Here is a 25,311-nt window from a genome sequence, read left to right as displayed (position 1 = left end):
CAGATGCAAGTCGATCTCATCCTTCGCAACATCAGAACCGCGCGACAGCCGGGACTGTCGGACATCGCGATCAGAGACGGCAAGATCGTTGAGATTGGAACCGCGATCCGTTGCGAAGCGGTGCAGGAAGAGGATTTTGACGGTGCCTTCGCTTTTCCCGGCTTTGTCGACAGCCATATCCATCTCGACAAAGCCTGCATTCTTGGACGCTGCACCATCTGCGCGGGAACGCTCGAGGAGGCAGTGCGGGAGACGGCTAAAGCCAAGGCCGATTTTTCTGAGGCAGACGTTTACGAAAGAGCGTCGGCACTTGTTGCCAAAGCAATCACGCACGGCACAAATCGCATGCGAACCTTCGTTGAAATCGATCCTCGCGCCGGAATCCGGTCTTTTGAAGCAATCAAGCGGGTCCGCGACGAATACGCCTTCGCCATCGACATTCAGATTTGCGCCTTCGTACAGGAAGGACTGACGCAGGAGCCCGAAACCGAGGCAATGCTCGATGCCGCTTTGGCTGATGGCGCAGATCTGATCGGTGGCTGCCCCTATACCGATATCGATCCGGAAGAACATGTAAGGCGCATCTTTGCACTCGCGCGAAAACATGACGTGGACGTTGATTTCCACCTCGACTTCAGCCTCGACCCGGAAAAAACGCATCTGCCTTCGGTGATCGAAGCGACAGAGGCCAATGGCTATTCAGGTAGAGTGACGATCGGCCACGTCACCAATCTTTCGGCACTCGACACCGACACGCTCGCAATGATCGGCACAAGGATCGCGGCAGCCGGTATTGCAGTGACGGTCCTGCCCGCGACCGATCTCTTCCTCATGGGCCGACAATTTACCCGCAATGTCCCGCGAGGAATTGCGCCAGCGCATGCCTTGTCCGCACTTGGTGTCCAGACAGCAATCGCGACCAACAATGTTCTCAATCCATTCACGCCGTTCGGCGACGCCTCGCTGGCGCGTATGGCCAATCTCTATGCCAATGTGATGCAGCTTTCCCGTGACGCCGACATCAAGCTTGCTTTCGATATGGTGACCTCACAGGCAGCGGAAATTCTTGGTGTGGCGCATGATCTGGCAGTCGGCACCTCAGCGGACATCGTCGTCCTCGACGCAACAGATGCCTGCGACGTTATCCGCTGTTCCGCACCTGCACTCGCTGGCTGGAAGGCCGGCAAGAAGACTTTCGTTCGGCCGAAAGCAGCACTTCTCAGATAAGCCAACCCGCGAGTGCCAAGGCAGAACACTGCTGCCCTGGCACCTGATCGCGGAAGACCGCTTATTCTGCGGCGATTTTGAGTGCAGCCCTTGCGCGCGCTTTGCGCGCAATGCTTTCGGCAAACTTTGGCGTTTCACGATGGTTGTGGTCGCCACCGGCTGCCTGGCGGGCCGCTGCTGCCTGTTCAAAGGACTGACCGTGCTGTTCGATGAAGGCCATGAAGGCATCGGTCGGATGGCAGGTTACCTGATTGGTATAACGAGTGCGATTTCCATCGATTGCTTCTGCAATGAGTTCCCAGATAACATTGACCTGTGTACGCTCACCCGTTGGCGTGAAAACATCGGAAATCGAGTTCATGCGGCAATAGGACGGCGTTGCCTCGTCAGCGACATAGTGCTGGATCACCAGGCCCGTGCCAATTTTCTCGACATTGATGGACATCTTGCGTCCATCGTCCGTGAATGTTGCGCCACACGCAATGTGGTCGGGCTCGCAGCAACGCAGGTATTCGGCCTCCGGAAGATTGAACAGCCAGTCGGCGATATCAATCTGATCGAGAGGAACATCGATATCGTGCGAATAAGCCGACTTGGACAGCAGCTTGTCGGTGAGAACTTCCATGGTCTTTTCCTTTCAATCTGATTTCCGCACCGAAAAGCCAGGACAAACGATCCATCTTCTCAGTGCTCTGGTGAACGTCGTTACGAGCAAACCCGTCGACTGCTCTGGTGTGAAAGGTGCCACCGAGCAGGCGTCGCTTCTACTATACGGATGGGTCGCGATCCTACCCTTAGGTCTTGCTTCGGAATCTGTTCATTAAAAAGCTCGAGGAGCTTTGACGAAAGATGCCCGCAGGTGACAAACCAGCGGGCATCATCGCATCAAGAATTTCATTGTGCGGACTGCTCACCGCCCGTTTGCTTCACGCCACTTGGCAAAGAGCGCGAGATTGTTCTCCTCCGTCGCCGGATAGAGCCCGATGATGGTGTGCCCTTCCTTGACCCTTTCTACGACGAAATCCTCATAGGCTGTCATTTCGACCGCTTCATCGGCAATCTCGTCGGCGATTTCCGCCGGAATGACGATCACGCTGTCGTCGTCGCCCACCATGATATCGCCCGGAAACACCGCAACATCACCGCAGCCGATCGGCACATTGATATCGATCGCTTCATGCAGCGTCAGATTGGTCGGGCTGGATGGCCGGTGATGATAGGCGGGTATATCCAGTTCGCCGATCGTCATGGCATCACGAAAACCACCATCGGTAACCACCCCTGCCCCGCCGCGCACCATCAGTCGGGTAATGAGAATATCGCCGGCCGAAGCCGCACGGGCATCCTTGCGGCTATCCATGACCAGCACATGGCCTTCCGGGCAGGTTTCGATCGCATGGCGTTGCGGGTGTTTCGGATCACGAAACACCGTCATCGGATTGCGATCCTCCCGCGCCGGCATATAGCGCAAGGTAAAGGCGGGGCCGACCATGTTGCGGCCCTTCGGCCGCACCGGCCGAACGTCCTGGATCGTCTGATTTTTCAGTCCGCGCTTGTAGAGCGCCGAGCAGAGCGTGGCGACGGATACACCCATCAGCTTGTCACGGGTTTCGGATTTCATCGTTCCTCCTTGATAGGGCAATAGATTTTGTCAGTTGATCGCCGGCTCCGGCACCTTGGCGCCAAACTCAGTCTTCAGAAAATCGAAATCACAGCCTTTGTCGGCTTGCTCGATATGCTTGGTGAACATGAAGCCATAGCCCCGTTCATAACGAGGCTCGGGCGCCACCCACGCGGCGCGCCGCGCTTCAAGCTCATCGGCAGAAACGAGCATGTTGAGGCTGCGCGCCGGAATATCCAGTTCGACCAAATCGCCGGTTTTCAAGAGCGCCAGGGGACCGCCAACAAAAGCTTCGGGCGAAACATGCAGCACGCAGGCACCGAAACTCGTCCCCGACATCCGAGCATCAGAGATACGTACCATGTCGCGCAGACCGAGTTTCAGCAGCGCCTTTGGCATCGGGATCATCCCCCATTCCGGCATGCCGGGACCGCCCTGAGGGCCAGCATTGCGCAACACGAGAACGGTCTCCGGCGTCAGCGGATAATCCGGATCGTCGATGATCGTTTTCAGTTCAGAGTAACTGTTTGCCACCAAAGCCGGGCCTTTGTGCCGGTGGAATTTCACATCACAGGCCGCAGGCTTTATGACGGCGCCATCAGGGCAAAGATTGCCCTTCAGCACGGCAAGCGAACCCTCGTGATAAACGGGGTTGGAGAGCGGACGGATAACGTCCTCGTTCCAGATTTTTACGTCCTCCAGGCCTTCAACCAACGGCTTGCCAGTGACACTGATCGCGGTCGGGTCCAGCTTGTCTCCGAGCTGCTTCATCAGAGCGCGCAACCCGCCTGCATAGAAAAAATCCTCCATCAGATAGGTCGTACCGGATGGACGAATATTGGCAATAACCGGGGTGGTGCGGCCGATACGATCGAGATCGTCAAGTTCCAGCGGCACACCGGCCCTGCGCGCCATGGCGATAAGGTGGATGATAGCGTTGGTCGAGCAACCGGTGGCCATCGCCACCGTCACAGCATTGGTGACGGCCGCCGGGGTGATGATTTTTTCCGGTGTCAGGTCCTCCCAAACCATCTCCACAATCCGCCGCCCGCAAGTCGCCGACATGCGCTGGTGGTTGGCATCGGCGGCGGGAATGGAGGAGGCCCCCGGAAGCGTCAGTCCCATGGCCTCTGCAATCGCCGTCATGGTCGAGGCTGTTCCCATTGTCATGCAATGGCCGTAACTGCGGGCAATTCCCCCCTCGATGCCTTGCCACTCCTCCTTGGAAATGGTGCCAGCTCGTCGTTCGTCCCAATATTTGAAGCCATCGGTTCCCGAGCCGAGCGCCTTGCCTGCATAATTGCCGCGCAACATGGGGCCGGCTGGCAGATAGACAAAGGGCAACCCCATGGAGACTGCCCCCATGACAAGCCCGGGCGTCGTCTTGTCACAACCACCCATCAGAACGGCACCGTCGACGGGATGCGAACGCAGCAGTTCCTCAGTCTCCATCGCCAGCATATTGCGATAAAGCATGGTCGTTGGCTTGACGAAATTCTCAGACAAGGAGAGCGCAGGCAGCTCCATCGGAAAGCCACCGGCCTGCAGCACGCCTCGTTTCACCCATTCCACCCGCTCGCGAAAATGCATGTGGCAGGGCTGCGCATCCGACCAGGTATTGATGATGGCAATGATCGGCCGTCCTTCCCAGTCTTCCGGCGCATAGCCCATCTGCATGGTTCGCGACCTGTGGCCGAAAGAACGCTGATCATCCGGCAGCATCCAGCGCGCTGAGCGCAATTCCTCGTAGTTTTTTTTAACTGCCATTCCAAACTCCTGTGCCGACCGGCACTTCTCTGGATCGCGACGATCCACTATTCCGTGAAAGCTTCTTCGCGTTTGCGGCTGATGCTCGGCGAAAGCACGAGAACCAGTACGATGACGGCAAAGATCAACAGCGACAGGCTGAGCAGACTGCGCACGAAGATCGACGGATCACCCTGACTGATCAGCATGGCGCGCCGCAGGTTTTCCTCCAGCATCGGGCCGAGGATGAAACCGAGGAGCAGCGGTGCAGGCTCAAATCGCAACTTGCTCAGTGCAAATCCGATAACGCTGAAAGCCGCCATGACGAACACATCGAAAACGCTGTTGTTGATGCTGTAGGCGCCGATGCAGCAGAAGCCGATAATCGCCGGAAAAAGCAGGTGATAGGGAACGGTCAGCATACGCACCCAAAGCCCGATCAATGGCAGGTTCAGGATGACGAGCATGAGATTACCCGACCACATCGACACGATCATGCCCCAGAACAGATCCGGTTCGTCCGAGATGACATTCGGACCAGGGGTGATGCCCTGGATGATCATCGCACCGACCATCAGCGCCATAACCGGGTTGCCGGGAATGCCGAGCGTCAGCATGGGAATGAAGGACGTCTGAGCACCGGCATTATTTGCCGATTCAGGTGCGGCGACACCTTCGATCGCACCCTTGCCAAATTCGGAACTATTGGGAGACAGGCGCTTTTCCATTGCATACGATGCGAAGGATGCCAGCATCGCACCGCCGCCAGGCAATATGCCAAGGAACGAGCCGAGTGCAGTACCGCGTAGGACAGGCCCCTTGATGCGGCGGAAATCTTCCCTGGTCAGCATCAAACCCGTCACACGCTTGACGCCAACCGAACGTTCCTGCTCGTTCTCAAGATTGCGCAGGATTTCGCAGATCCCGAAGATGCCCATGCTGACGGCAACGAAATTCAACCCGTCATAGAGTTCGGGAATATTGAAGACGTAGCGGGGTGCACCGCTTTCTACGTCAGTTCCGACTGTGCCAAGGACCAGACCGAAGACGATCATCGCGAACGCTTTGAGCAGGGAACCGCTCGCAAGTGCGACCGAAGCCACTAGGCCGAGCACCATGAGCGAGAAATATTCCGCAGGCCCGAAATTGAGCGCGACGGCTGCGAGCGGTGGTGCCGCGACAGCAAGGAGAACGGTCGCCACCGTGCCCGCAAAAAAGGAACCAAGGGCTGCTGTCGCGAGTGCGGCGCCTGCACGACCGTTGCGGGCCATTTGATAGCCGTCGATTGCTGTCACGACGGACGAGCTTTCGCCTGGAAGATTGATCAGGATCGCCGTCGTCGATCCACCATATTGCGCGCCATAAAAGATACCGGCCAGCATGATGAGGGCGGATTCCGGTGGAAGGCCGAACGTGATGGGCAGAAGCATGGCAATGGTCGCTGTCGGACCAAGTCCTGGCAACACGCCGATTGCAGTACCCAGCAGACAGCCAATAAAGCCATAAAGCAGGTTCATCGGCATGAAGGCAGTCGATGCACCGAGCCAGAGGTTAGAGAAGATATCCATAAATTGTCCAATCCGGTTTCGCGGCTGGCAGGCGAGCGTTAGAAGAAGTCGCCGACGAAGGGCACCCAAGGTCCGAATGCACTGACAGGGAGCGACAGGAGCTTGGTAAACAGAATGACCGAGGCAGCAGCCATGAACAGACCGAGCAGGATGGAGTGACGCCATTTTGCATAACGGCTAGCGGTGGCGACGCCTGCAATCAGGAGAAACATGGTGGGCGCCAGACCAAGCCCGGAGAGCACCAGACCAAATCCGACAGGTGCCAGGATCACGCAGAAATAGGCTTTCCAGTTCCACGCTTCCGGTTCATCGTCTCCCGCATCGACCATGATCGACTGACAGACGATCAGGCTGCCGATCACGATCAAAAGCAGGCTCAGCATGATCGGGAAATAACCCGGTCCCATCTGAAAGGAATTGCCGACTTGCAGTTCTCTGCCGAACCAGATGAACAGCAGGCCGACACAGATCATCGTAACGCCGCCGAGAAAGTCGCGGCCGTTCCTTATTTTAAGCATGGCATGATACTCGCGTGTGAAAAATGTGCCGGCCGGAAAATCCGGCCGGCAGATGGTCTCACTGCAGCGGCACGTTGGCGGCTTTGATGACCTCGGCCCACTTGGCCGTTTCCTTGTCGATGAACGCCTGGAACTCAGCGGAGCTATTGCCGACCGGCGTTACACCCATCGCTTCCAGTTTCGACTTCATCGCGGGATCGGCAATGATGGCCTGCACTTCCTTGCTAAGCTTTTCGACGATTTCAGGGGGCGTGCCTGGAGGTGCAAACAGTCCATGCCACGAGGTCGCCTCGAAGCCAGGGATGACACTTGCCATCGTAGGCACGTCCGGCAGAAGGTCTGCTTTTTCGAGGCTTGTCACGGCAAGCGCCTTGACCTTTCCTGCCTTCACCTGCTGCGCCGCTGTCGGGATATTGTCGAACATCATATCGACATGCCCGCCAACAACATCGAGTATAGCCTGGCTACTGCCCTTATAGGGCACGTGGGTGATCTTGATGTCGGCCTTGGTCGCAAGAAGCTCGCCGGCAAGATGAATGGATGTACCGACCCCTGAAGACGCGTAGGTGTGTTTGCCTGGCTCCGTCTTCAGGAATGCAACCAGCTCTTCTACCGAATTGGCTTTGATCTTGTCCGGGTTGACCACAAGAACGTTTGGCAGGCTGGCAATCAGGGAGATCGGCGCAAAGCCTTTTTCCTTGTCGTAAGGCAGCGTCTTGTAGAGCGTCTGGTTGATGGCGTTGGAACTGACCGTTCCCATACCAATCGTGTAACCATCCGGCTTGGAGCGCGCGAGGTCACCGAGACCGATGTTGCCACCTGCGCCCGGTTTGTTTTCAACGATGAAGCGCTGCCCCAGCCTCTTGTCCAGCTCCTCCGCAACGAGGCGACCGAACGTGTCTGTGTTGCCACCTGCGGCGAAAGGAACGATCACCGTTACCGTCTTGGTCGGGTATTCGTCAGCATGGCTTGCCTGCAGAGCGACGGTACATAGTGCGGCCGTCGCCGCAGCGAGCGTCATGAAACGCTTGAGGTTCATGTTATTTCCTCCACTTTTCTGGCCTCCTGCCAGTGATAACGATCCATTCTCCGAAACCCTCCTAACGAAGAAATGGAAGCGCTTTCATTGTATCGTCAAAAAACGGGTCTGCAAGCATTCGCTCAATTTTTTAAATTCATAAGATTCAATATCTTGAGATGTAATAGACGATTTTTTTCCGACCGCCTCTTGATTGATACAAAAATGAAAGCGTAAATCATTTATGACAGGAGTAATGACAATGTCCGAACACGACAGGAACAAATATGCCTCGGCAACCGGCCCGGTGACGCTTGCCGATATCGCCAAGCTGGCGGGCGTCTCTCCGGTCACAGTATCTCGCGCCATCAACACCCCTGCCTTGGTCAAACCTCGCACGTTGGAAGCAATCGAACGCGTGATCGCCAAAACAGGCTATGTGCCCAATCTGCTGGCTGGCGGCCTCGCCTCCAGAAGAACGCGCCTGATCGCGGCCGTCGTTCCTTCTGTCGCAAGCACCATATTTGCCGAGACCATCGAAGGCCTCAATGCCGAGCTGGTATCTGCCGGTTACCAGCTTTTGCTCGGGCTCTCCGGTTACGATCCAGGCCGCGAACTGGAACTGACACGTGCAATTCTCGCGCGGCGCCCGGACGGCATCATCCTGACAGGCATCACCCACATGAAAGAAACCCGTGCCATGTTGACCGGTGCGGGGCTGCCAATCGTCGAGATATGGGATTCCACACCCTCACCGCTCGACACAGCCGTTGGTTTCTCGCATTCCGCCGTTGGGGCGCTGGTCGCCGAACATCTTTTGATCAGGGGTTACGATCGCTATGCGCAGGTTGGCGCGAACGATCCACGCGCTGTGCAACGTCGGGATGGTTTTGTTAATCGTCTGAAGGGGATTGCAGATGTCGAGTTGCCGGCTCTGGAGATGAACTCGCCCTCCACGTTCCGGGACGGGCGCATCGCAATGGCGCAGCTTCTTGATCGTGGTGAAGGCTCACTCGGCGTGTTCTGCTCGTCCGACGTCGTGGCCCATGGTGCGCTGGCTGAAGCTCATGCACGCGGCTGCCGAATGCCGGATGACTTGGCTATCATCGGTTTCGGCGATTTCGACTTTGCGCCTTACACCCATCCACCGCTCACGACTGTACGGATCGATCGCCGCGATATTGGCACGAAAGCCGCGAGATCCATCCTGCGCAAGATTGACGGTGACGAGACCGTGGAAGCGATGATCAACATCGACTTCCACATCGTTGCGCGCGGAACGGCCTGACAGGAACGACTTTACGGCCGGACGCCAAATTCGGCCGTCGCCCGTGTCCAATGTGCAGCCTGCTCCGACAAAGTAATGCCCAGACCTGGACGATTTGGGACCAGCATTCGCCCCCCTTGGATCTCCAGCCGCTCATTGAACAGCGGATCGAGCCAGTCAAAGTGCTCCACCCACGGCTCGAGCTCGTAAGCCGCTGCCAGATGGAGATGAATTTCCATCGCAAAATGGGGGGCGAGCTGCAGTTTTTTAGCCTCCGCCAATGCACATATCTTGAGGAACTGCGTAATACCGCCGACGCGCGGTGCGTCCGGCTGAATGAAGTCCACGGCATTGTTCTGGATCAGCGAGATGTGCTCCAGCACACTCGCCAGCATTTCGCCGGTGGCAATCGGCGTATCGAGCTGCGCTGCAAGTGCCGCATGACCTTCGACGTCATAGGCATCGAGCGGCTCCTCGATCCATGTGAGGTTATAAGGCTCCATGAGCCGTCCGAAACGCATGGCGCTGGGACGATCCCATTGCTGGTTGGCATCGACCATCATCGCTGCCCGCCCGCCAATGCGCTCATGAACCGCCGCGACGCGCTTCAGGTCAACGCTCATATCCGGCTGACCAACCTTGATCTTTATGCCGCCGATGCCGGCGGCAATGGAGTGCTCGACATTCTCCAGCACTTCCTCGATCGGCGACGATAGAAAACCGCCGGAGGTGTTGTAGCATCGGACGGAGTCGCGATGCGCGCCCAGCAATTTTGCCAATGGCAGACCGGCACGCTTCGCCTTCAAATCCCACAGTGCCACGTCGAATGCCGCAATCGCCTGCACGGCCAGGCCGCTACGCCCAACCGAAGCGCCTGCCCAACATAGCTTGTTCCAGAGCTTGCCAATATCGTTAGGATCTTCACCAATCAGGACGTTGGCGATTTCCTTTGCATGTTCATATTGTCCGGGCCCGCCGGCACGTTTGGAATAGCTGAAACCGATCCCGCTATGCCCCTGCTTCGTTTCAATCTCCGCAAAGAGAAAAGCCACCTCGGTCAGAGGTTTTTGCCTGCCGGTCAGAACCTTGGCATCACTGATCGGTGTTTTCAAAGGCAGGAAGATCGATGACAGCCTGATCCAGGCAATACTGTCGCTGCCGACGCTTTGCTGCAGATGGTTTGTCTTTGCCGACTGCGTATCCATGTCATCACCTCGCTTCGCTACCCACTCGGGGATCTCTTGCCTTGACTGATAGCGCCGCGATCAATTTAAGTCCAAGTTGTTTATTGTTTGATATCTATACCGGATTTGAATAGATGCTGGATTTGACACAGGTTCGCTCATTTGTCGTCGTTGCAACGGAACTGAATTTCAGCCGTGCGGCAAAACGCTTGAACATCACACAGCCGCCACTCAGCCGGCAAATCAAGCTGCTTGAGCAGCAGCTTGACGTCACTCTTTTTGAAAGAAGCAGCAGACGCGTGGTCCTGACGCCTGCCGGCATGGCATTTCTGATTGAGGCACAGAAACTTCTTGAGCTCGGCAACTCGGCGATAACGGCAACAAGAAGGATCGCGCGCGGCAACGTCGGTACGGTAAAAATCGCCTTTGTGGGCGCTACCACTTACAGCTTTCTCCCACGCTTCATTGCTCACGCCCGTGCCGCAGCCCCCCATATCGATCTTGAACTGGTGCAAATGGAAACGGCCGAGCAGCTTCAATCCATCAATTCTGGTGAGGTCGATCTTGGGCTTTCGCGCCCACTCAGCGGCAACCATCATCTCCAGAGCCTGTGTGTCGAGCGAGAGCCCATGATGCTGGCCATCCCGCGCTCGCATCCGCTTGCAAGCAAACGGCGGCCTTCACTGACATCCCTGAGTGGAGAAGCTTTCATCATGTTTTCGCCGGCCGCGCGATATCTGCATGAGAAGCTGAACAAGGTGATGACGGAAAATGCTGTCACACCCCGCATCGTTCAAAGCATGACCCACTCACAGGCCATTCTCTCACTTGTCAGTGCCGGGATCGGCCTGGCGGTGGTGCCCGCAGGCACTCAGAACGCCTGCTTTGACAATGTTGTCTTTCGCGCGATGGACATGCGGGAGGAATGCACGGCAGAGCTTCACGCCATCTGGAGCCCAGACAATCGCAATCCCTTGCTACCGGAAATACGTGACATCATCGCATCTCAGATTGACCCCGGCCGGCATCCATAGGCTTCAGTTCCGCAATCGAAAAACGCCGCGACCTGCTGGTCGCGGCGTGCATTTTTTGATCTGCAGTAGCTTATTCGCCCGATTGGTCCGCTTAGAATTCCTGCCAATCGTTTGACGTGTCGAGCGCGGCGTTGCCCGAGAAGGCAGATGCAACCTTGCGCGCGAGACTACGGGCTGGAGAGGTTGCCGGTGCATCCTGCTGACCTGCCGGACGTACCGCATATTGAGGACGGGTCGAGAGCTTGAACTGCGACAGCAGAGCGTTCAGCGCAGCGGCATCGCGTGCCAGGCCGTGGCTTGCGGCCGTGGATTCCTCCACCATGGCAGCGTTCTTCTGCGTGTCCTGATCCATCGCATTGACGGCCGTGTTAATCTGCTGCAGGCCAGACGACTGTTCCTGAGCCGATTCTACGATTGCGTTCACGTGACGGTTGATCTCCTGCACCTCGGCAACAATGCTTTCTAGCGCCACACCGGTTGCTCCGACCAGTTCCACCCCACTCTGGACCTGCTGGTTCGAATTGTTGATCAGTGCCTTGATTTCCTTCGCAGCATTGGCGGAACGCTGGGCAAGCTCACGAACCTCCTGAGCAACCACGGCAAAGCCCTTTCCAGCATCACCGGCGCGAGCGGCTTCAACGCCGGCATTGAGAGCAAGAAGGTTGGTCTGGAAGGCGATATCGTCGATGACACCGATGATGTTGCTGATCTCACCCGACGACTTCTCGATCTGCTCCATTGCCTTGACGGCATTCTGGACGACCTCGCCGGATTTCTCGGCACCGGCGCGGGTGCGCGTGACGAGCACGCCTGCCTCATGGGCGCGGCGAGCCGCGTCCTTGACTGTCGTTGTGATTTCTTCGAGTGCAGCGGCAGTCTCTTCGACAGACGCGGCCTGCTGTTCGGTCCGTTTGGCAAGATCATCGGCAGCGGATCGGATTTCAGACGAACCGGCCTCGATGCTGCGTGCATTTTCGGCAACCTGCTCCAGCGCCCGCTGAAGTTTGCTGGCCGACGCGTTGAAGTCGTTGCGGACGCCATCGAGAACGGCGGTAAACGGCTTCTCGATACGGTAGACGACATTGCCGTCAGACAGATTGCTCAGGCCTTCCGCAAGGCTTTCGACAGCGAATTTCACTTCCGATGCTTCACGGGCGCGCTGCTGTTCGCGCTCGATGCGCTCGCGCTCGGAAAGGCTGCGGTTGTCTTCGGCTTCGCGCTCGAGGCGGCTGCGCTCAAGGGCGTTGGTGCGGAAGATCGCGACAGCTTCGGCCATCTGACCGATTTCATCCTTGCGATCAAGGCCGACTACCTCAGCATCCGTTTCGCCGGCGGCAAGAGACACCATGCGTTCACGCAGGCGCGCCATCGGCGCCGTAATACCCTTGTGGGCAATCGCCATTGCCAGAACGACCGCAAGACCAATGCCGAGGAGCATGCCAACGATCGCATAGAGGATCGTGGTGGACACCTCGTCAGAAAGCCGCTTTGCACCGCTATTAAGGATTTCTGCCATGGCGCCGTTGTTGGCGCCAAATTTCGGGGAGAGATCGACGATTGCCTGGTCAAGCTTGCTTGAGAGATCCGCAACCTTGACTTCATCGCCTGCCGTGTGCGCTGCAAGAAGGCTTTCCCCAATGGCCTTCAGACCATCGGCACCGGCGATCAGTTCATCGATTGCCGCCTTGCGGCTTGGAACGATCCCGGGAATTTGCGCGAGCCGGTCGCGGGCTCCGGCAATTTCCTTGGTGAAACGGGCGGAAAGATCCTTGAATGCGGGTGATGCCGGGTCCTGCGCCAACGCACGGCTAAGCCACGTCGTCGCTGTCCACATGCCTGCGGCACCACGCGGACCGAAGGTCGCGGCATTGCTCTCATTTTGCAGGAAGTTGCCATATGCCTGATTTGCAGCACTGAAACTGTGCGTAACATACAGCAGCCCAGCAAGCGAAATCACGCCGAGAATGGCGATTGTCATCAGAAACTTGGTCTTGATCTTTAAATTTTGCAGCATCGAAAAACCTCAGAGCGGCGCTGAAGAGACGGCACGCTTTGCAACACGTCAGGCGGGAAAGGAATGCAGGAACCGCCGCAGCAGGCGGCGCACATCATGCGCGCGAGGGACCGGGATCGATCGATATGTCCTGGCTCGAACGCTAGGAGAATTGTGATAAGAAAATCTTACTTTTATTGCGATGCAACATGGCCTTTTCGAAAAATATCAACCTCTTACAAAATCTTGTAATGCAACGTTCCGAACTGCTTAACTATGGCTAGAGGTCAACGCCCACGTCATGTTGCGGCGCACAATGGACTGCCGTTAATTCCCGCCCGGGCCATGCTCTAGGCTCCCCCTATGCGGGCAGATTGATATGACATCAAAATCATCTTGAAGGGCACTTTTCCGTGGATTTTACACGCCGCAATATTTTCGCGCTGTCTGCTGCCGCCGTGGCAACAGGCGTTACAACAAAGCTTGCCTCTGCACAGGCGATGCCGTTCCAACCGAACGCACGTTACCCGGACCCTGCGGTCCAGATCCTTGATCCGAGCTTTGCAAAATACCGCATCAGCTCCAGCACCCTGGAGCAAGTTGCAACAGGCGCACGCTGGCTGGAAGGACCGGTCTGGTTCGGCGATGGTCGCTATCTGCTCGTCAGCGACATCCCCAACAACCGCATCATGAAATATGATGAGGCCAACGAGACCTGGAGCGTGTTCCGCGATAACGCCAACTACACCAATGGTCATACCCGCGACAAGCAGGGTCGCCTCGTGTCCTGCGAGCATCTGACACGTCGCGTGACGCGCACGGAATACGATGGTTCCATCACTGTGCTGGCCGACAACTTCAACGGCAAGAAGCTGAATTCACCGAATGACATCATTTGCAAATCGGACGGTTCGCTTTGGTTCACCGATCCACCCTTTGGCATCGGTGGCGAATGGGAAGGCGAAAAGGCGACGCCGGAGCTGCCACATTCCGTTTATCGCATTTCGCCGGAAGGCAAACTGGATCTCGTCACCGATCAGTTGAAAGGCCCCAACGGCCTGGCGTTTTCGCCCGACGAAAAGAAGCTCTACATCGTCGAAGGCCGTGCAGCTCCGCATCGCATCATATGGTCTTATGACGTGAGCAAGGATGGCGTGGAACTGTCAAACAAGACGGCTCTGGTTACGGCTGATGACAATGGCGGCCTTGATGGCATCAAGGTCGATATCGATGGCAACATCTGGTGCGGCTGGGGAACCAATGGTGCGCCCGATGCAAAGCCGGAAGACCTTGATGGCGTCAAGGTATTCAACCCTGAAGGTAAGGCGATCGGCTTCATCAAGCTGCCGGAACGTTGCCCGAACCTCGTCTTTGGCGGTGCAAAGAAGAACCGTCTTTACATGGCGAGCAGCCACTCGGTCTATGCACTCTACGTCGAGACCCGCGGCGCTGTCTGAGAGCACGTCTGCCGGATAGAATGAGAAGGGCCGGTCCTCGCAAGGGATCGACCCTTCTCATTTATCGACACGGCACCGACAGAAAGCCTGAACTAAATCACGACTTCCCTTCGTTCTCTCGACGCGACGAAAGCGGCCTCTATGCAGGCAACAACATGCAGGCCATCCTGTCCGGTAACTGACAGCATCTTTCTATCTTTCACAGCGCCCAAAAAATCTTCCCATTGACGAACCAGAGCTCTGGCGCCGCCATTTTCTTCCAGAGCGTTTTCCAGCATGCGCCATTTATTGCCTTGTCCAACCGAAACACCCTTGAAGAAGTCGACGACAATCACGCCGTTTTCACAGATCAGTTCGTCCCCGGAAATGAAGGCACCATTGCTGAAGCCGATGCTCGTCAACTGTCCGGCAGCCGCTCCGCCGAAATTGAGCAGTAGGAGTGCCGCATCATCAGCCCCTTGCTTGTGAAAGGCGGTGGTCGAGATCGCGTTGACTTGAGTGGCAGGGGTTGGCGCAAAAGCCAACAATCTGTCGAGCGCATGAATTCCCGCCGTAAACAGCATACCACCACCCATTTCTGGTGAAAGATGCCATTGCCGGCGGTTTTCCTCCATCCAGAACTTGATCATGCGGCTGTGGCCAAATCGCATTGCACCCAGGCCATTTTCTTCCATTGCGCGTTTCGCAGTCAAGAACGGCAAGGTGAACCGCATCGTGTGACCGGGCATCAATATAACCCCGGCCCTGTCGGCCGCCTCGATGATCCTGACACAATCGACCACATTCGGGGCCAACGGCTTTTCCACCATGAGATGCTTGCCCGCATCTGCTGCCGCAATCGCGACCTCGGCATGAAGATGATGCGGCAACGAAATGACAACCGCATCGACATCCGGATCGGCCAGCAGATCGCGCCAGTCGAGATAGGCCGTGCCGCCAAACTCTGCCGTAAATGCAGCAAGTCCCTCAGGATCATTACGGCAAGACGCGACCAGCCGGACACCGGACAGGTGTTTCAAGGCACGCGCATGTTCTGCGCCGAAGTGACCGGCACCGATAATTCCAACCTGCAGCATCTTACTTTTCCCCGCCTGCATACGCGTAGCATCTGTCGATAATGTCCATCGCGCGCCAGTGGCGCGCGAGCGTTACAGCCGGCTCGCCGCCATCGCGTAACCGATCGATCGTTTTCGCCATCATGGCGTCGTAACGTCTGGCAACCGGCGTTGCTTGAACTTCACGGACACAACCGTCATCCAGCGTGACGATCTCCAGCACATCACCGCGATCACAAAGGCTCGCATTGCGTGTTGAAACACGCCATTCGAAAATCCCCCTGATCATTGACGCAAAGATGTATCCGGCTTCGACCATGCCGATGCTGCCATCTTCGGCACGCAGGATCACCACGGCATAGTCTTCGACCGACGTCCCGTGCATTTTGGGTCCGAAAGACGCACTCACGACGTCGATTTTCTGATCGCCCACCACATCGATGAACGCATTGACACCGTGGATACCGAGATTCCGCAATGCCCCGCCGCCACTGATCGCTCCGTCCAGCACCCATTCACAACCGTCGTCGACATATCGCTGAGGAGGACCATTGATCAGACGGAAATGGGAATGGGAAACCGGTCCAAGTCGCCCGTCTCCCTTCAGCTTTCGGAACTCTTCAAGAAGCGGGCTGTAGCTGTGCGCCAGCGCGACAGCGACAAAAGCGCCAGTCTCCTCCGCCAGATCGACAATCGGTTTCAAAACCTGTCCCGAAACGCCAACAGGTTTTTCAATCAGGATCGGCATTTTGATGGCAATCAGTTGCCGGGCAAGATCTGCCATTTCGAAAGGTTTGCCCATGACGACAGCCAGATCGGGTTCCTGTTGCAGCGCCTCTTCAATGCTGCTGACGACCTTAGCACCGTAGGTCTCTGCAAATCTCTCCGCTTTCGCGACGTCCGCATCCCATGCCGTTAAAATCTGCGCACCGGATGCCCGCGCAGATTCCGCGTGCATCGCTGCATGCCAATGTCCTACCCCAAAGAAGGCCAGCTTCATCGTTCCATCCAATTTGCTGTTGAGATATGTCGTTCAGGTTGATTGTTATCGTCTGCCACGACCGTTTCAGACGTTGACAACAAAGACTTCTGCGCGTGCATTGCCTGTACAATCCTCGCCGCCGACGATCAGCAGTCCGTCGGGCACGGAAAACGAAATGCCGTAAGCGAGGCCGCGCGGGAGTTTTCCAACCTCACGCCAGTCCTTGCCGTCAAATGCGTAGATTTCGTCACGCCAGATTTTGGTGAGGCCTTCATGCGCATACCAGTTGCCGGCATCGGCGTTTGCGCGAGCGCCCTTGAAGTTGACGCCACCGGCAACCAGAATCTGCTTTCCGACGTAACCAGCGAAAGCGCCGCCCAATCCCTCCTGCACCTCATCCGAGGCTGGCTTCGGCAGATCTGTCAGTTGTCGCCAATCGCACAGGTTTTCTTTGAAACACACGCTCTTGACCGCTGCCGTTCGCAAACCCGGTTTCACCTCGCCGCTGACGAGGACAAAATCATCCTGCCCGATCGTCACCGCTGCGCTGTCGCAGTTCGGCGGAAACGGATTTTGCCCAAGCAAACCCCAGCAATTCGTCTTGGGATCATAGGAAAGCACGTCACCGTTCCAGCGATACTCGTCCGGCGCCATGCTCATGTAGCTGCGTACAAGTCGGTCAAATTCCAACGGGTTTGCGTCCTTGTCCAGAACCGAGAGGTCAGCGAGATATCGGTCGAAAAGCTGCTTGTTGTATCCGCCGACAATGGCAATGCGGCCGTTAGACAATGATAGCGCTTTTGCACCAGATAGACCGACTGGTGTGCGCGTTTCCACTCTGCTCCAGCTATCGTCTGCAGGGTCGTAGATATGAACGCAGTCGAAGATGATTGCGGACTTGGCGTCCGGCCTCTGCTTTCCATTACCGCTGAATACGAAAATCCTGCCGCCACTTGCTGCGGCAGCCGCACCGTTTGTCGGCGCACCGGGAAAGGCGGTTCGCCCTTTCCAACCTGCTTCAGGATTTTTCAGATCAAGTGAATAGAGATCCCGACCTGCTGAACCAAGACCGACATAGGCGACGTCGTCAAACTGAACACCAATTCCACCTTTGATCGCCACGGGTAGATCCGGCCATTTCCCTGAAGTGTGCGACGCGGTCAGTTGTGGGGCTTCTTTCGGCGCGGATTTCGTATCCGGTAACACTGCTCTCATCGCGTCCTCTTGCTGCTGCTTGCTTCAAATATCGCTTTGCCAAGGTGGAAATCACTCAGATCCCAACCGCACTCGATGGCGTCCCTCAGGCTTGAGGTTCCTCCCCATCGACGATAGAGACCCAATATCCTGTTGACAGATATCCTACAAGTGGATAATTAACGAGCAACGGGTAGGTTTCAGCCGAAGCCAACCAACCCTGGAGACGGACGATGAGCCTGAAAACGATAAAGCCCCTGCAAAAAGCGCCTCTGTTGCACGTATCGGTGCAGGAGAGCCTTCGGAGCTATATCGACGACAACAATCTGAAAGCCGGCTCTCCACTGCCTCCTGAAGGCGAACTTGCACAACAACTGGGAGTCAGCCGCAACTCCGTCCGAGAAGGCATCAAGGCGCTTGAATCTGTTGGCGTCCTTGAATCGCGCCGGGGTATTGGCGTCTTCGTGAAGGCGTTTTCATTCGAGCCATTGCTCGACAATCTTGCCTACGGCCTCGGTAGCGCCCTGCAGCAGATTGAAGAAGTCATCATCATTCGCAGAACCCTTGAGGTCGGACTGATCGAGAAGACTTTAGCCAGCATCACACCCCGTGACATCCAGGAACTGCGCGATGCGCTCGACAGGATGCGTGAGCGGGCAGAAAAGGGCGAAAGCTTCCCCGATGAGGATAGGCTCTTCCACCAACTGCTTTTTCGTTGCCAGGAAAATGAAATCCTGTTGCGGCTGCTCGAAGTCTTCTGGCTCGCTTTCTACAAGGCATCCGACTTCGTGAACCTGAGCAACGCCGACCCAATGCAAACTTGGCGCGAGCACGCGGCAATCGTCGACGCCATAGAGGCTGGCGACATCAAGGCGGCCAAGGAGCAGCTCGATAAACACTACGACGGTATCGAACGCGTCATCCGACACAACAAGACGCCGCCGACTGGAAAATGACATCCGGACTTCAATACCAAAAAAAGGGGAACCAATGACAACGTTTGCAATTTCACGCCGCGCCCTTTGCCTTGTGGCAGGAGCACTTGCCTCAACCTACATGATTGGCAGCACGGGTGCGCTGGCGCAATCGGCCACGACAAATCCGGATGCAACGATCCAGGTTGCAATTGCTTACGGTTTGTCTGGAACGTTCGATCCCTTGAATGCATCGGGTGCCGTCACGCAGGCAGCAAACTGGCATGTCTTTGAAGGTCTGGTCGATCTTGATCCTGTAACACGCAAACCCTACGCGGCTCTGGCTGCTGAAATGCCAACCAGCCAGGATGGATTGACCTACACCATCAAGCTGCGCAAAGACGCTGTTTTCCATAACGGCGCCCCTGTCACGGCAGATGACGTGGTTTTTTCGTTCACCCGTGTTCTGGACCCCGCGTCGAAATCGCTGTTCCGCTCTTTCGTATCCTTCATCGACAAGGTCGAAGTCGTCTCTGCGGATACGGTGAAGATCACGACCAAATTCCCGTTCTCGCTGTTCAGCGAGCGGCTGGGTTCCGTGAAGATCGTACCGAAGGCTGCTGTGGAAGCGGACGCGGACGGGTTTGGCAAGCTGCCCATTGGGTCCGGCCCTTACAAGCTGGTCTCAGCCGTCCCTGAAGCGCAGATCGTGTTCACCCGCAATGATGCCTATACCGGCCCTCGCCCGGCTCTTGCCAAGGAGATGGTCTGGAACCTGATCGCTGATCCGACCGCACGCGTTAACGCCCTGACCTCCGGCACCGTTATGGCCATGGAAGATGTGCCCTATGTCGACGCCGATGCCGTGGCCGCAGCGGCAACGCTCGAAAAGACCCAGTCTTTCGGACTGCTGTTTGCCATGTTCAACACGGCCGCCAAACCCTTCGACGATGTACGTGTCCGCCAGGCATTCTTCTATGCGCTCAACATGGACAAGATCATCGGCACGGGTATGCTTGACAATGCGACCGCAGCAACATCGTTCCTGCCGAAAACGCATCCGAACTATCACCAGGCTTCGACCGTCTACACCTATGATCCTGATAAGGCCAAGTCTTTGCTGGCTGAAGCCGGCACGCCGAAGCTAGACATCACGCTGATGAGCACGGACCATGGCTGGGTCAAGGACGTGGCGCCGATCATCAAGGAGTCGCTTGACGCGGTCGGGTTCAACACCACGCTCGATATCGGCCAGTCCGGTGGCCAATACACCAAAGTCGATGCCGGCAAGATGCAGGTCATGATCGCGCCTGGTGACCCCTCGGTCTTTGGCAACGATCCTGATATTCTGATGCAATGGTGGTATGGCGACAATATCTGGCCGACCAAGCGCTTCCAGTGGTCCGCAAGCGCCAAATACGGCGAACTGACTGGTGTCCTGAATGAAGCACAGCGGCTGACCGGGACCGATCAGCAAGAAAAATGGAACAAGGCGTTCGACCTTCTTTCTGAAGAGGTCCCGCTTTACCCACTCTTCCATCGCCAGTTGCCAACCGCATGGGACGCCGAGCAATTGGAAGGCTTTGCACCGGTGCCGACGACCGGCCTTTCCTTCCTTGGCGTTGGCGTCAAGCAATAATCCGGCACGTTCAGGCGCTGGAAAACCCGGCGCCTGAATTGCCAACTCTTCGACATAGGACGGGCACTTGGCCCGGCATCGGCAGTGCTGCTGCCGTGATCTCTATTGTCTTTTGCGAAGGAGCTAGTTTGGCATGTCAAAAGTGCTGAGCCTTATCGGTCGCCGTCTCGTGCAATTGCCGATCATGATCCTCGGGATCACATTTCTCGTGTTTTTCATCATGTCGTTTTCGAAGGTGGACCCAGCCATCACCGCATTAGGTGAAGGCGCCTCACTGGAAGCGCGGCTTGAGTATCGTGCCGCCCATGGTCTTGATGATCCCCTGCCCACCCGCTACGTGACGTTTCTGACCGGACTGGCGAAACTGGATCTGGGGACATATTCGGCCCGCCAACTGCCTGTCATCGACGAGATCGCCCGTGCTTTCCCCGTCACGCTGCAATTGACGTTTCTTGGCCTCATCATCGCCGTCGGCTTCGCACTGACGCTCGGCATCGTTGCGGCGGTCTATCGCGATCGCTGGCCCGATCAGGCCATTCGCCTGCTGTCGATCGCGTCGCTGTCTACCCCATCTTTCTGGCTGGCGATCCTCCTGATCCAGGTGCTCGGCCACAAGGTTGGATTGTTCTCGATCTTCCCGGTCGCCGGAAAGCTACCAGCTATGACGGACAATTTTGGTGGCTGGTTATTACGCATGTTTTTGCCAGCCTTTGCCTTGGCCATGCCGGTCATCGGCCAACTCTCGCGTGTCGTGCGCACATCGATGGTCGAAGAACTCGACCGTGACTATGTTCGCACTGCTCTTGGCGCCGGGATACCCCGGCGCGTCGTGGTGGCACGCAATGTCCTACGCAACGCCCTGATCACACCGATTACCGTGCTTGGCCTGCGCATCGGCTACCTTCTAGGAGGTGCCGTCGTCATCGAAATCATATTCAACATCAATGGCATGGGCATGCTCATCATGAATGGCGTGACCAATAACGAACCCAATCTCGTGCAAGGCGTAACGTTAACCGTAGCGCTCGCCTTTGTGGTGATCAATGTCGCTGTCGACCTGCTTTATGTGTTGGTCAACCCGCGTATCAGGACGGTTTGAAGTGCTTAGAATTCAACTCACAGAAAGGCTTTCGACACCCGGCTCGCGCCTGTCAGGCCTGCGCCAGCTCCCGGCTGCGTCAAAAATCGCTTTGGCCATCCTGCTGTTCATCTTTCTGATGGCGGCTCTGGCCCCCCTGGTCGCCACACACGATCCGCTGGCAACCGGACTGACACGTGGCCCTTCCGCCCCGGACGCAACCTACTGGTTTGGCACCGACCGGCAGGGCCGAGACGTATTCTCCCGACTGCTTTATGGCGCAAGCTATTCTCTGATCATCGGCATCGGAGCGACAGTGGTCGCGCTGCTAGTGGCATCTGTTCTCGGCGCAATCGCGGCCACCGCAAGCTGGTGGGTTAAGGAGGCGCTGATGCGCGTCCTGGACATGATCATGTCGTTCCCCGGAATTGCATTGGCCGTCGTTTTCGTCACCGTCTTTGGGCAATCTCTTCCGGTTCTGATCCTGACGATCGCATTCCTCTACACCCCGCAGCTAACGCGCGTCATCCGCGCCAATATTATCGGCCAATACGGTGAGGACTATGTGGCCGCAGTGCGGGTCATGGGAGCATCAACGCCACGTATTCTCATCAAGCACGTCGCCCGCAATTGTCTGGCCCCCATCCTGGTCTTTGCTACCGTACTTGTCGCCGACGCAATCGTGTTCGAAGCTTCGCTCTCCTTCATCCAGGCCGGGGTCCCAGACCCGGAGCCCTCCTGGGGCAACGTTATGGCGGCAGGCCGCCAACTGGTGATGTCGGGAGCCTGGTGGCCGACCTTCTTCGCCGGCGCACTTATTACCGTGACTGTTCTGGCCCTCAATATTCTGGCAGAAGGCATGACCGATGCAATGGCGGCACCGCGCGCCCGCTCGAAAGTGAATGCAGCAACAGTTGCTGCTGCGACAGACAACTTTCAGGCACAGCAACCCGACCGCACCGTTTCTTCATCCTCGTTCAACGAGCCTGCCTCTCTACAGCAACGTCTTGACGCTTTACGCACAGTCGAACGTACCCGTAGCGATCGACCGCATTTTGAAGGCGAACAACAGCCATTGCTCGAGGTGAAAAATCTCAGCATCGCCTTCCCACGGCATGGCAATGTCGATGTGGTGGACAACGTTTCCTTCTCCGTTCGACCTGGCGAAACGCTCGCTCTCGTCGGTGAATCGGGCTGTGGCAAGTCCATCACGTCGCTCGCCATCATGGGCTTGCTCGACCCCAAAGCACGCATCCGAGGCGAAATCCTCTTTGAAGGTCGCAATCTCCTGACAATGACGGAGCGTGAACGCAATGCCCTGCGTGGCAAAGGTATTGCAATGATCTACCAGGATGCGCTGTCTTCGCTCAATCCGGCGATGCTGATCCGCTCGCAGATGAAGCAGCTCACAGCGCGAGGCGGTACCCGCAGTGCCAAGGACCTGCTCGAACTCGTCGGCCTCGATCCGGAACGCACGCTGAACTCCTACCCGCACGAACTTTCCGGCGGGCAACGGCAGCGCGTGTTGATCGCCATGGCACTGACCCGAGATCCAAAACTGGTCATTGCCGACGAGCCGACGACCGCACTCGACGTAACCGTGCAAAAGCAGGTTATCGAGCTTCTCGACAAGCTACGCCGAGAGTTGGGTTTTGCCATGGTATTCGTGTCGCACGATCTGGCTCTGGTTGCGGAGATTTCCCACCGTATCGCCGTAATGTATGCCGGCCAGATGGTTGAGCAAGGCCCAAGCCGCGACGTGCTCGCGCAGCCGGTTCATGAATATACCCGTGGTCTGCTGGGCGCTGTGTTGAGCATCGAAGCCGGTGCTGAGAGACTTCACCAGATACGCGGCACTGTCCCTTCTCCCAGTGAATTTCCGCCCGGCAACCGGTTTGCTCCGCGTTCGTCAAATCCGTTGCGCAACGCCGGTGTGATCACTGTCATGAAACAGGTTGGCCAAACCGGACACTTTTATGCCGCCCATCCAGATGATGACCCGATCGCACCGAAGGAGGACGTCGCATGAGTATCCAGTCCCTCTCACAAGATGCGGTAAAACCGGTCATCGAATTGCGCGATGTCTGTGTCGACTTCGGAGTCCGGGCCACAACATTCTCCAAGCCCGTTTTTGTTCGTGCGGTCGATCATGTGTCATTCGCCGTATACAAGGGGCGGACCCTCGGCATCGTCGGCGAATCCGGTTCTGGCAAATCGACCGCGTCCAAAGTGCTGATCGGCCTTCAACAGCCGAGTTCGGGTGAGGTTCTATTTGACGGCCAACCGGTCCGTCGCTTCGATGCTGCCACCCGTCGACGTATGGGACGTCTTGTTTCTGTCGTGTTTCAGGACCCAGCGACCGCCCTCAACGCACGAATGCTGGTGCGCGACGCGCTGACAGACCCACTTGAGGTCCATGGTATCGGCAATGCAGCGAGCCGTCGCTCCCGAGTATCCGAGCTTGTGTCGCTGGTTGGCCTGCCCCAGTCGGTGCTGGATGCCATCCCCGCTCAGCTTTCGGGCGGGCAACGCCAGCGTGTCGCCATCGCCAGGGCACTTTCGCTTGAGCCGCAGATCATTGTTGCCGACGAACCGACCTCGGCTCTCGACGTCTCGGTACGTGCGCAGATCCTGAACCTTCTACAGGATCTGAAGCGAGAGCTCGGACTGGGTATGGTTTTCATATCGCACGACATTCAAACAGTGCGCCACATATCGGATGAAATCGCCGTGATGCGCAATGGCAAGATCGTGGAATTCGGTCCCAGCAATCAGGTCCTGGACACCCCAAGCCAAGCCTACACGAAAACGCTTCTGGAGGCCGCACCCAGCCTGCTGCATGCGCCCCTCAGTGCTCCCACTCCTCTTTAACCACGCAAAATCTGGATCACCATGACCCATACATCCTTCCACGGAATCATTCCTCCGATTGTCACCCCTCTGAATACCGACGGCAGCGTGAACTATGCCGATCTGGAGAAATTGGTCGAGCACCTGATCGCCGCTGGCGTAAACGGCCTCTTCCCGCTCGGTTCGACCGGTCAGGTTGCCTATCTGACGGATGCCGATCGCATCGCTATCGTCGAAGCCGTCTGCCGCACGACGGCCGGTCGCGTTCCAGTGATCGCTGGCGCCATAGATCTGACCGCCGCGCGTGTGGCCGAAAGCGCCCGCAAATTGCTGGATGCCGGTGCGGATGCAATCGTCGCGACGGCGCCAATCTATGCCATCAGTGACGAGGGCGAGATCGCGGATCATTTCAGAGCCATCCGTGCCGCCATCGACGCCCCTCTTTTCGCCTACGACATTCCTGTGCGCGTCCACCGCAAGCTTTCCCAGAAGCTTCTGGTCGATCTCGGCACCGAAGGCGTTCTGGCCGGCGTGAAGGATTCCTCCGGCGACGACGTCGGTTTCCGTCGCCTGATTGCCATGAACGAAGCCGCAGGACACCCGCTTGCACTCTTCACCGGTCATGAGGTCGTCGTTGATGCAATGGCACTGGTTGGGGCTGACGGCGCTGTTCCGGGTCTCGCCAATGTTGACGCTGCCGCCTATGTCCGCCTGTGGAACGCGGCCAAGTCCGGTGACGTCAAGGCTGCAATCGCCGAACAGGAATACCTCAACCGGCTGTTTGAAATTGTCTTTTGCCCGACAGGACGCTCCGGTGACGCAGCAGGCGTAGGCGCCTTCAAGGCAGCGATGGCGGCTATCGGGCTACTTTCGACACCAACGATGACTGCGCCGATCAAGCCACTCGACGCGCCTGTTCTTGCCCGTATCAACACAATTCTGAAAGACGTCGGCCTGCTGAAATAA

At 57.1% G+C, this 25,311-nt stretch carries 21 protein-coding genes; 10 read left to right on the top strand and 11 right to left on the bottom strand.

Annotation, left to right across the window (positions count from 1 at the left end):
- Window positions 1–3 precede the first annotated feature (3 nt).
- Window positions 4–1,227 (top strand): amidohydrolase family protein, encoded by a 1,224-nt coding sequence (locus tag FY156_24895; protein ID UXS04692.1) that lies wholly within the window; start codon window positions 4–6, stop codon window positions 1,225–1,227.
- A gap of 61 nt (window positions 1,228–1,288) precedes the next feature.
- Here FY156_24895 and FY156_24890 read toward each other — a convergent pair whose 3' ends face one another.
- From FY156_24890 to FY156_24865, 6 genes are all read right to left on the bottom strand, one after another.
- Window positions 1,289–1,852 (bottom strand): hypothetical protein, encoded by a 564-nt coding sequence (locus FY156_24890; protein UXS04691.1) that lies wholly within the window; start codon window positions 1,850–1,852, stop codon window positions 1,289–1,291.
- Window positions 1,853–2,137: 285 nt separating this feature from the next.
- Window positions 2,138–2,848 carry a ribonuclease activity regulator RraA gene (locus tag FY156_24885; GenBank protein ID UXS04690.1) on the bottom strand — a complete coding sequence of 237 codons (711 nt, stop codon included), beginning with the start codon at window positions 2,846–2,848 and terminating at the stop codon, window positions 2,138–2,140.
- 30 nt (window positions 2,849–2,878) lie between these two features.
- Window positions 2,879–4,615 (bottom strand): dihydroxy-acid dehydratase, encoded by a 1,737-nt coding sequence (locus tag FY156_24880; GenBank protein ID UXS04689.1) that lies wholly within the window; start codon window positions 4,613–4,615, stop codon window positions 2,879–2,881.
- Window positions 4,616–4,662: 47 nt separating this feature from the next.
- The gene (locus FY156_24875) at window positions 4,663–6,162 is read right to left on the bottom strand and encodes a tripartite tricarboxylate transporter permease (protein ID UXS04688.1); all 1,500 of its coding nucleotides are present in this window, start codon (window positions 6,160–6,162) and stop codon (window positions 4,663–4,665) included.
- 38 nt (window positions 6,163–6,200) lie between these two features.
- Window positions 6,201–6,680: a tripartite tricarboxylate transporter TctB family protein gene (locus FY156_24870; GenBank protein ID UXS04687.1), complete on the bottom strand. Its 480-nt coding sequence runs from the start codon at window positions 6,678–6,680 to the stop codon at window positions 6,201–6,203.
- Window positions 6,681–6,738: 58 nt separating this feature from the next.
- Window positions 6,739–7,719, bottom strand: a complete 981-nt coding sequence (locus tag FY156_24865; GenBank protein ID UXS04686.1) for a tripartite tricarboxylate transporter substrate binding protein — start codon at window positions 7,717–7,719, stop codon at window positions 6,739–6,741.
- 241 nt (window positions 7,720–7,960) lie between these two features.
- On the opposite strand from FY156_24865, the gene FY156_24860 reads away from it, so the two are divergent.
- Window positions 7,961–8,986: a LacI family DNA-binding transcriptional regulator gene (locus tag FY156_24860; GenBank protein ID UXS04685.1), complete on the top strand. Its 1,026-nt coding sequence runs from the start codon at window positions 7,961–7,963 to the stop codon at window positions 8,984–8,986.
- 11 nt (window positions 8,987–8,997) lie between these two features.
- Here FY156_24860 and FY156_24855 read toward each other — a convergent pair whose 3' ends face one another.
- Window positions 8,998–10,170, bottom strand: a complete 1,173-nt coding sequence (locus FY156_24855; GenBank protein ID UXS04684.1) for a mandelate racemase/muconate lactonizing enzyme family protein — start codon at window positions 10,168–10,170, stop codon at window positions 8,998–9,000.
- 113 nt (window positions 10,171–10,283) lie between these two features.
- Here FY156_24855 and FY156_24850 point away from each other — a divergent pair, with 113 nt between their 5' ends.
- Window positions 10,284–11,183 (top strand): LysR family transcriptional regulator, encoded by a 900-nt coding sequence (locus FY156_24850; GenBank protein UXS04683.1) that lies wholly within the window; start codon window positions 10,284–10,286, stop codon window positions 11,181–11,183.
- Window positions 11,184–11,274: 91 nt separating this feature from the next.
- Here FY156_24850 and FY156_24845 read toward each other — a convergent pair whose 3' ends face one another.
- Complete coding sequence (locus tag FY156_24845; protein ID UXS04682.1) at window positions 11,275–13,197, bottom strand: HAMP domain-containing protein; 1,923 nt, start codon at window positions 13,195–13,197, stop codon at window positions 11,275–11,277.
- A 392-nt stretch (window positions 13,198–13,589) separates the two neighbouring features.
- Between FY156_24845 and FY156_24840 the strand changes: the two genes are divergently transcribed.
- Complete coding sequence (locus tag FY156_24840; GenBank protein ID UXS04681.1) at window positions 13,590–14,633, top strand: SMP-30/gluconolactonase/LRE family protein; 1,044 nt, start codon at window positions 13,590–13,592, stop codon at window positions 14,631–14,633.
- A 92-nt stretch (window positions 14,634–14,725) separates the two neighbouring features.
- Here FY156_24840 and FY156_24835 read toward each other — a convergent pair whose 3' ends face one another.
- The 3 genes from FY156_24835 to FY156_24825 all read right to left on the bottom strand — a co-directional run bounded on the left by FY156_24835 (window position 14,726) and on the right by FY156_24825 (window position 17,885).
- Window positions 14,726–15,709, bottom strand: coding sequence for a Gfo/Idh/MocA family oxidoreductase (locus FY156_24835; GenBank protein UXS04680.1), 984 nt, complete (start codon window positions 15,707–15,709; stop codon window positions 14,726–14,728).
- A 1-nt stretch (window position 15,710) separates the two neighbouring features.
- Window positions 15,711–16,688, bottom strand: coding sequence for a Gfo/Idh/MocA family oxidoreductase (locus tag FY156_24830; GenBank protein UXS04679.1), 978 nt, complete (start codon window positions 16,686–16,688; stop codon window positions 15,711–15,713).
- Window positions 16,689–16,754: 66 nt separating this feature from the next.
- The gene (locus FY156_24825; protein ID UXS04678.1) at window positions 16,755–17,885 is read right to left on the bottom strand and encodes a YjhT family mutarotase; all 1,131 of its coding nucleotides are present in this window, start codon (window positions 17,883–17,885) and stop codon (window positions 16,755–16,757) included.
- Window positions 17,886–18,097: 212 nt separating this feature from the next.
- Here FY156_24825 and FY156_24820 point away from each other — a divergent pair, with 212 nt between their 5' ends.
- The 6 genes from FY156_24820 (at window position 18,098) to FY156_24795 (ending at window position 25,311) form a co-directional block, all read left to right on the top strand.
- Window positions 18,098–18,820, top strand: a complete 723-nt coding sequence (locus FY156_24820) for a FadR family transcriptional regulator (protein UXS04677.1) — start codon at window positions 18,098–18,100, stop codon at window positions 18,818–18,820.
- A gap of 34 nt (window positions 18,821–18,854) precedes the next feature.
- Window positions 18,855–20,417, top strand: a complete 1,563-nt coding sequence (locus tag FY156_24815; protein ID UXS04676.1) for an ABC transporter substrate-binding protein — start codon at window positions 18,855–18,857, stop codon at window positions 20,415–20,417.
- A gap of 133 nt (window positions 20,418–20,550) precedes the next feature.
- Window positions 20,551–21,516, top strand: a complete 966-nt coding sequence (locus FY156_24810) for an ABC transporter permease (protein UXS04675.1) — start codon at window positions 20,551–20,553, stop codon at window positions 21,514–21,516.
- Entirely contained in the window at window positions 21,482–23,524 is a 2,043-nt protein-coding gene (locus tag FY156_24805) for a dipeptide/oligopeptide/nickel ABC transporter permease/ATP-binding protein (GenBank protein ID UXS04674.1), read from the top strand. The genes FY156_24810 and FY156_24805 overlap by 35 nt, the downstream gene beginning before the upstream one ends.
- Window positions 23,521–24,366: an ABC transporter ATP-binding protein gene (locus FY156_24800; GenBank protein UXS04673.1), complete on the top strand. Its 846-nt coding sequence runs from the start codon at window positions 23,521–23,523 to the stop codon at window positions 24,364–24,366. The genes FY156_24805 and FY156_24800 overlap by 4 nt, the downstream gene beginning before the upstream one ends.
- 21 nt (window positions 24,367–24,387) lie before the next feature.
- The gene (locus FY156_24795) at window positions 24,388–25,311 is read left to right on the top strand and encodes a dihydrodipicolinate synthase family protein (GenBank protein UXS04672.1); all 924 of its coding nucleotides are present in this window, start codon (window positions 24,388–24,390) and stop codon (window positions 25,309–25,311) included.

Origin of the sequence: Agrobacterium tumefaciens, assembly GCA_025559845.1 — a bacterium.
Classification (GTDB): domain Bacteria; phylum Pseudomonadota; class Alphaproteobacteria; order Rhizobiales; family Rhizobiaceae; genus Agrobacterium.
This window is presented reverse-complemented; position numbering and strand designations above follow the sequence as displayed.

Bases quoted from the DNA above. Each gene is read 5' to 3' on its own strand.
- FY156_24820 (UXS04677.1), top strand. From the start codon at position 18,098: ATGAGCCTGAAAACGATAAAGCCCCTGCAAAAAGCGCCTCTGTTGCAC.
- FY156_24795 (UXS04672.1), top strand. From the start codon at position 24,388: ATGACCCATACATCCTTCCACGGAATCATTCCTCCGATTGTCACCCCT.
- FY156_24825 (UXS04678.1), bottom strand. From the start codon at position 17,885: ATGAGAGCAGTGTTACCGGATACGAAATCCGCGCCGAAAGAAGCCCCA.
- FY156_24885 (UXS04690.1), bottom strand. From the start codon at position 2,848: ATGAAATCCGAAACCCGTGACAAGCTGATGGGTGTATCCGTCGCCACG.
- FY156_24860 (UXS04685.1), top strand. From the start codon at position 7,961: ATGTCCGAACACGACAGGAACAAATATGCCTCGGCAACCGGCCCGGTG.
- FY156_24870 (UXS04687.1), bottom strand. From the start codon at position 6,680: ATGCTTAAAATAAGGAACGGCCGCGACTTTCTCGGCGGCGTTACGATG.
- FY156_24800 (UXS04673.1), top strand. From the start codon at position 23,521: ATGAGTATCCAGTCCCTCTCACAAGATGCGGTAAAACCGGTCATCGAA.
- FY156_24845 (UXS04682.1), bottom strand. From the start codon at position 13,197: ATGCTGCAAAATTTAAAGATCAAGACCAAGTTTCTGATGACAATCGCC.
- FY156_24890 (UXS04691.1), bottom strand. From the start codon at position 1,852: ATGGAAGTTCTCACCGACAAGCTGCTGTCCAAGTCGGCTTATTCGCAC.
- FY156_24815 (UXS04676.1), top strand. From the start codon at position 18,855: ATGACAACGTTTGCAATTTCACGCCGCGCCCTTTGCCTTGTGGCAGGA.
- FY156_24895 (UXS04692.1), top strand. From the start codon at position 4: ATGCAAGTCGATCTCATCCTTCGCAACATCAGAACCGCGCGACAGCCG.
- FY156_24810 (UXS04675.1), top strand. From the start codon at position 20,551: ATGTCAAAAGTGCTGAGCCTTATCGGTCGCCGTCTCGTGCAATTGCCG.
- FY156_24830 (UXS04679.1), bottom strand. From the start codon at position 16,688: ATGAAGCTGGCCTTCTTTGGGGTAGGACATTGGCATGCAGCGATGCAC.
- FY156_24805 (UXS04674.1), top strand. From the start codon at position 21,482: ATGTGTTGGTCAACCCGCGTATCAGGACGGTTTGAAGTGCTTAGAATT.
- FY156_24865 (UXS04686.1), bottom strand. From the start codon at position 7,719: ATGAACCTCAAGCGTTTCATGACGCTCGCTGCGGCGACGGCCGCACTA.
- FY156_24850 (UXS04683.1), top strand. From the start codon at position 10,284: ATGCTGGATTTGACACAGGTTCGCTCATTTGTCGTCGTTGCAACGGAA.
- FY156_24835 (UXS04680.1), bottom strand. From the start codon at position 15,709: ATGCTGCAGGTTGGAATTATCGGTGCCGGTCACTTCGGCGCAGAACAT.
- FY156_24880 (UXS04689.1), bottom strand. From the start codon at position 4,615: ATGGCAGTTAAAAAAAACTACGAGGAATTGCGCTCAGCGCGCTGGATG.
- FY156_24855 (UXS04684.1), bottom strand. From the start codon at position 10,170: ATGGATACGCAGTCGGCAAAGACAAACCATCTGCAGCAAAGCGTCGGC.
- FY156_24875 (UXS04688.1), bottom strand. From the start codon at position 6,162: ATGGATATCTTCTCTAACCTCTGGCTCGGTGCATCGACTGCCTTCATG.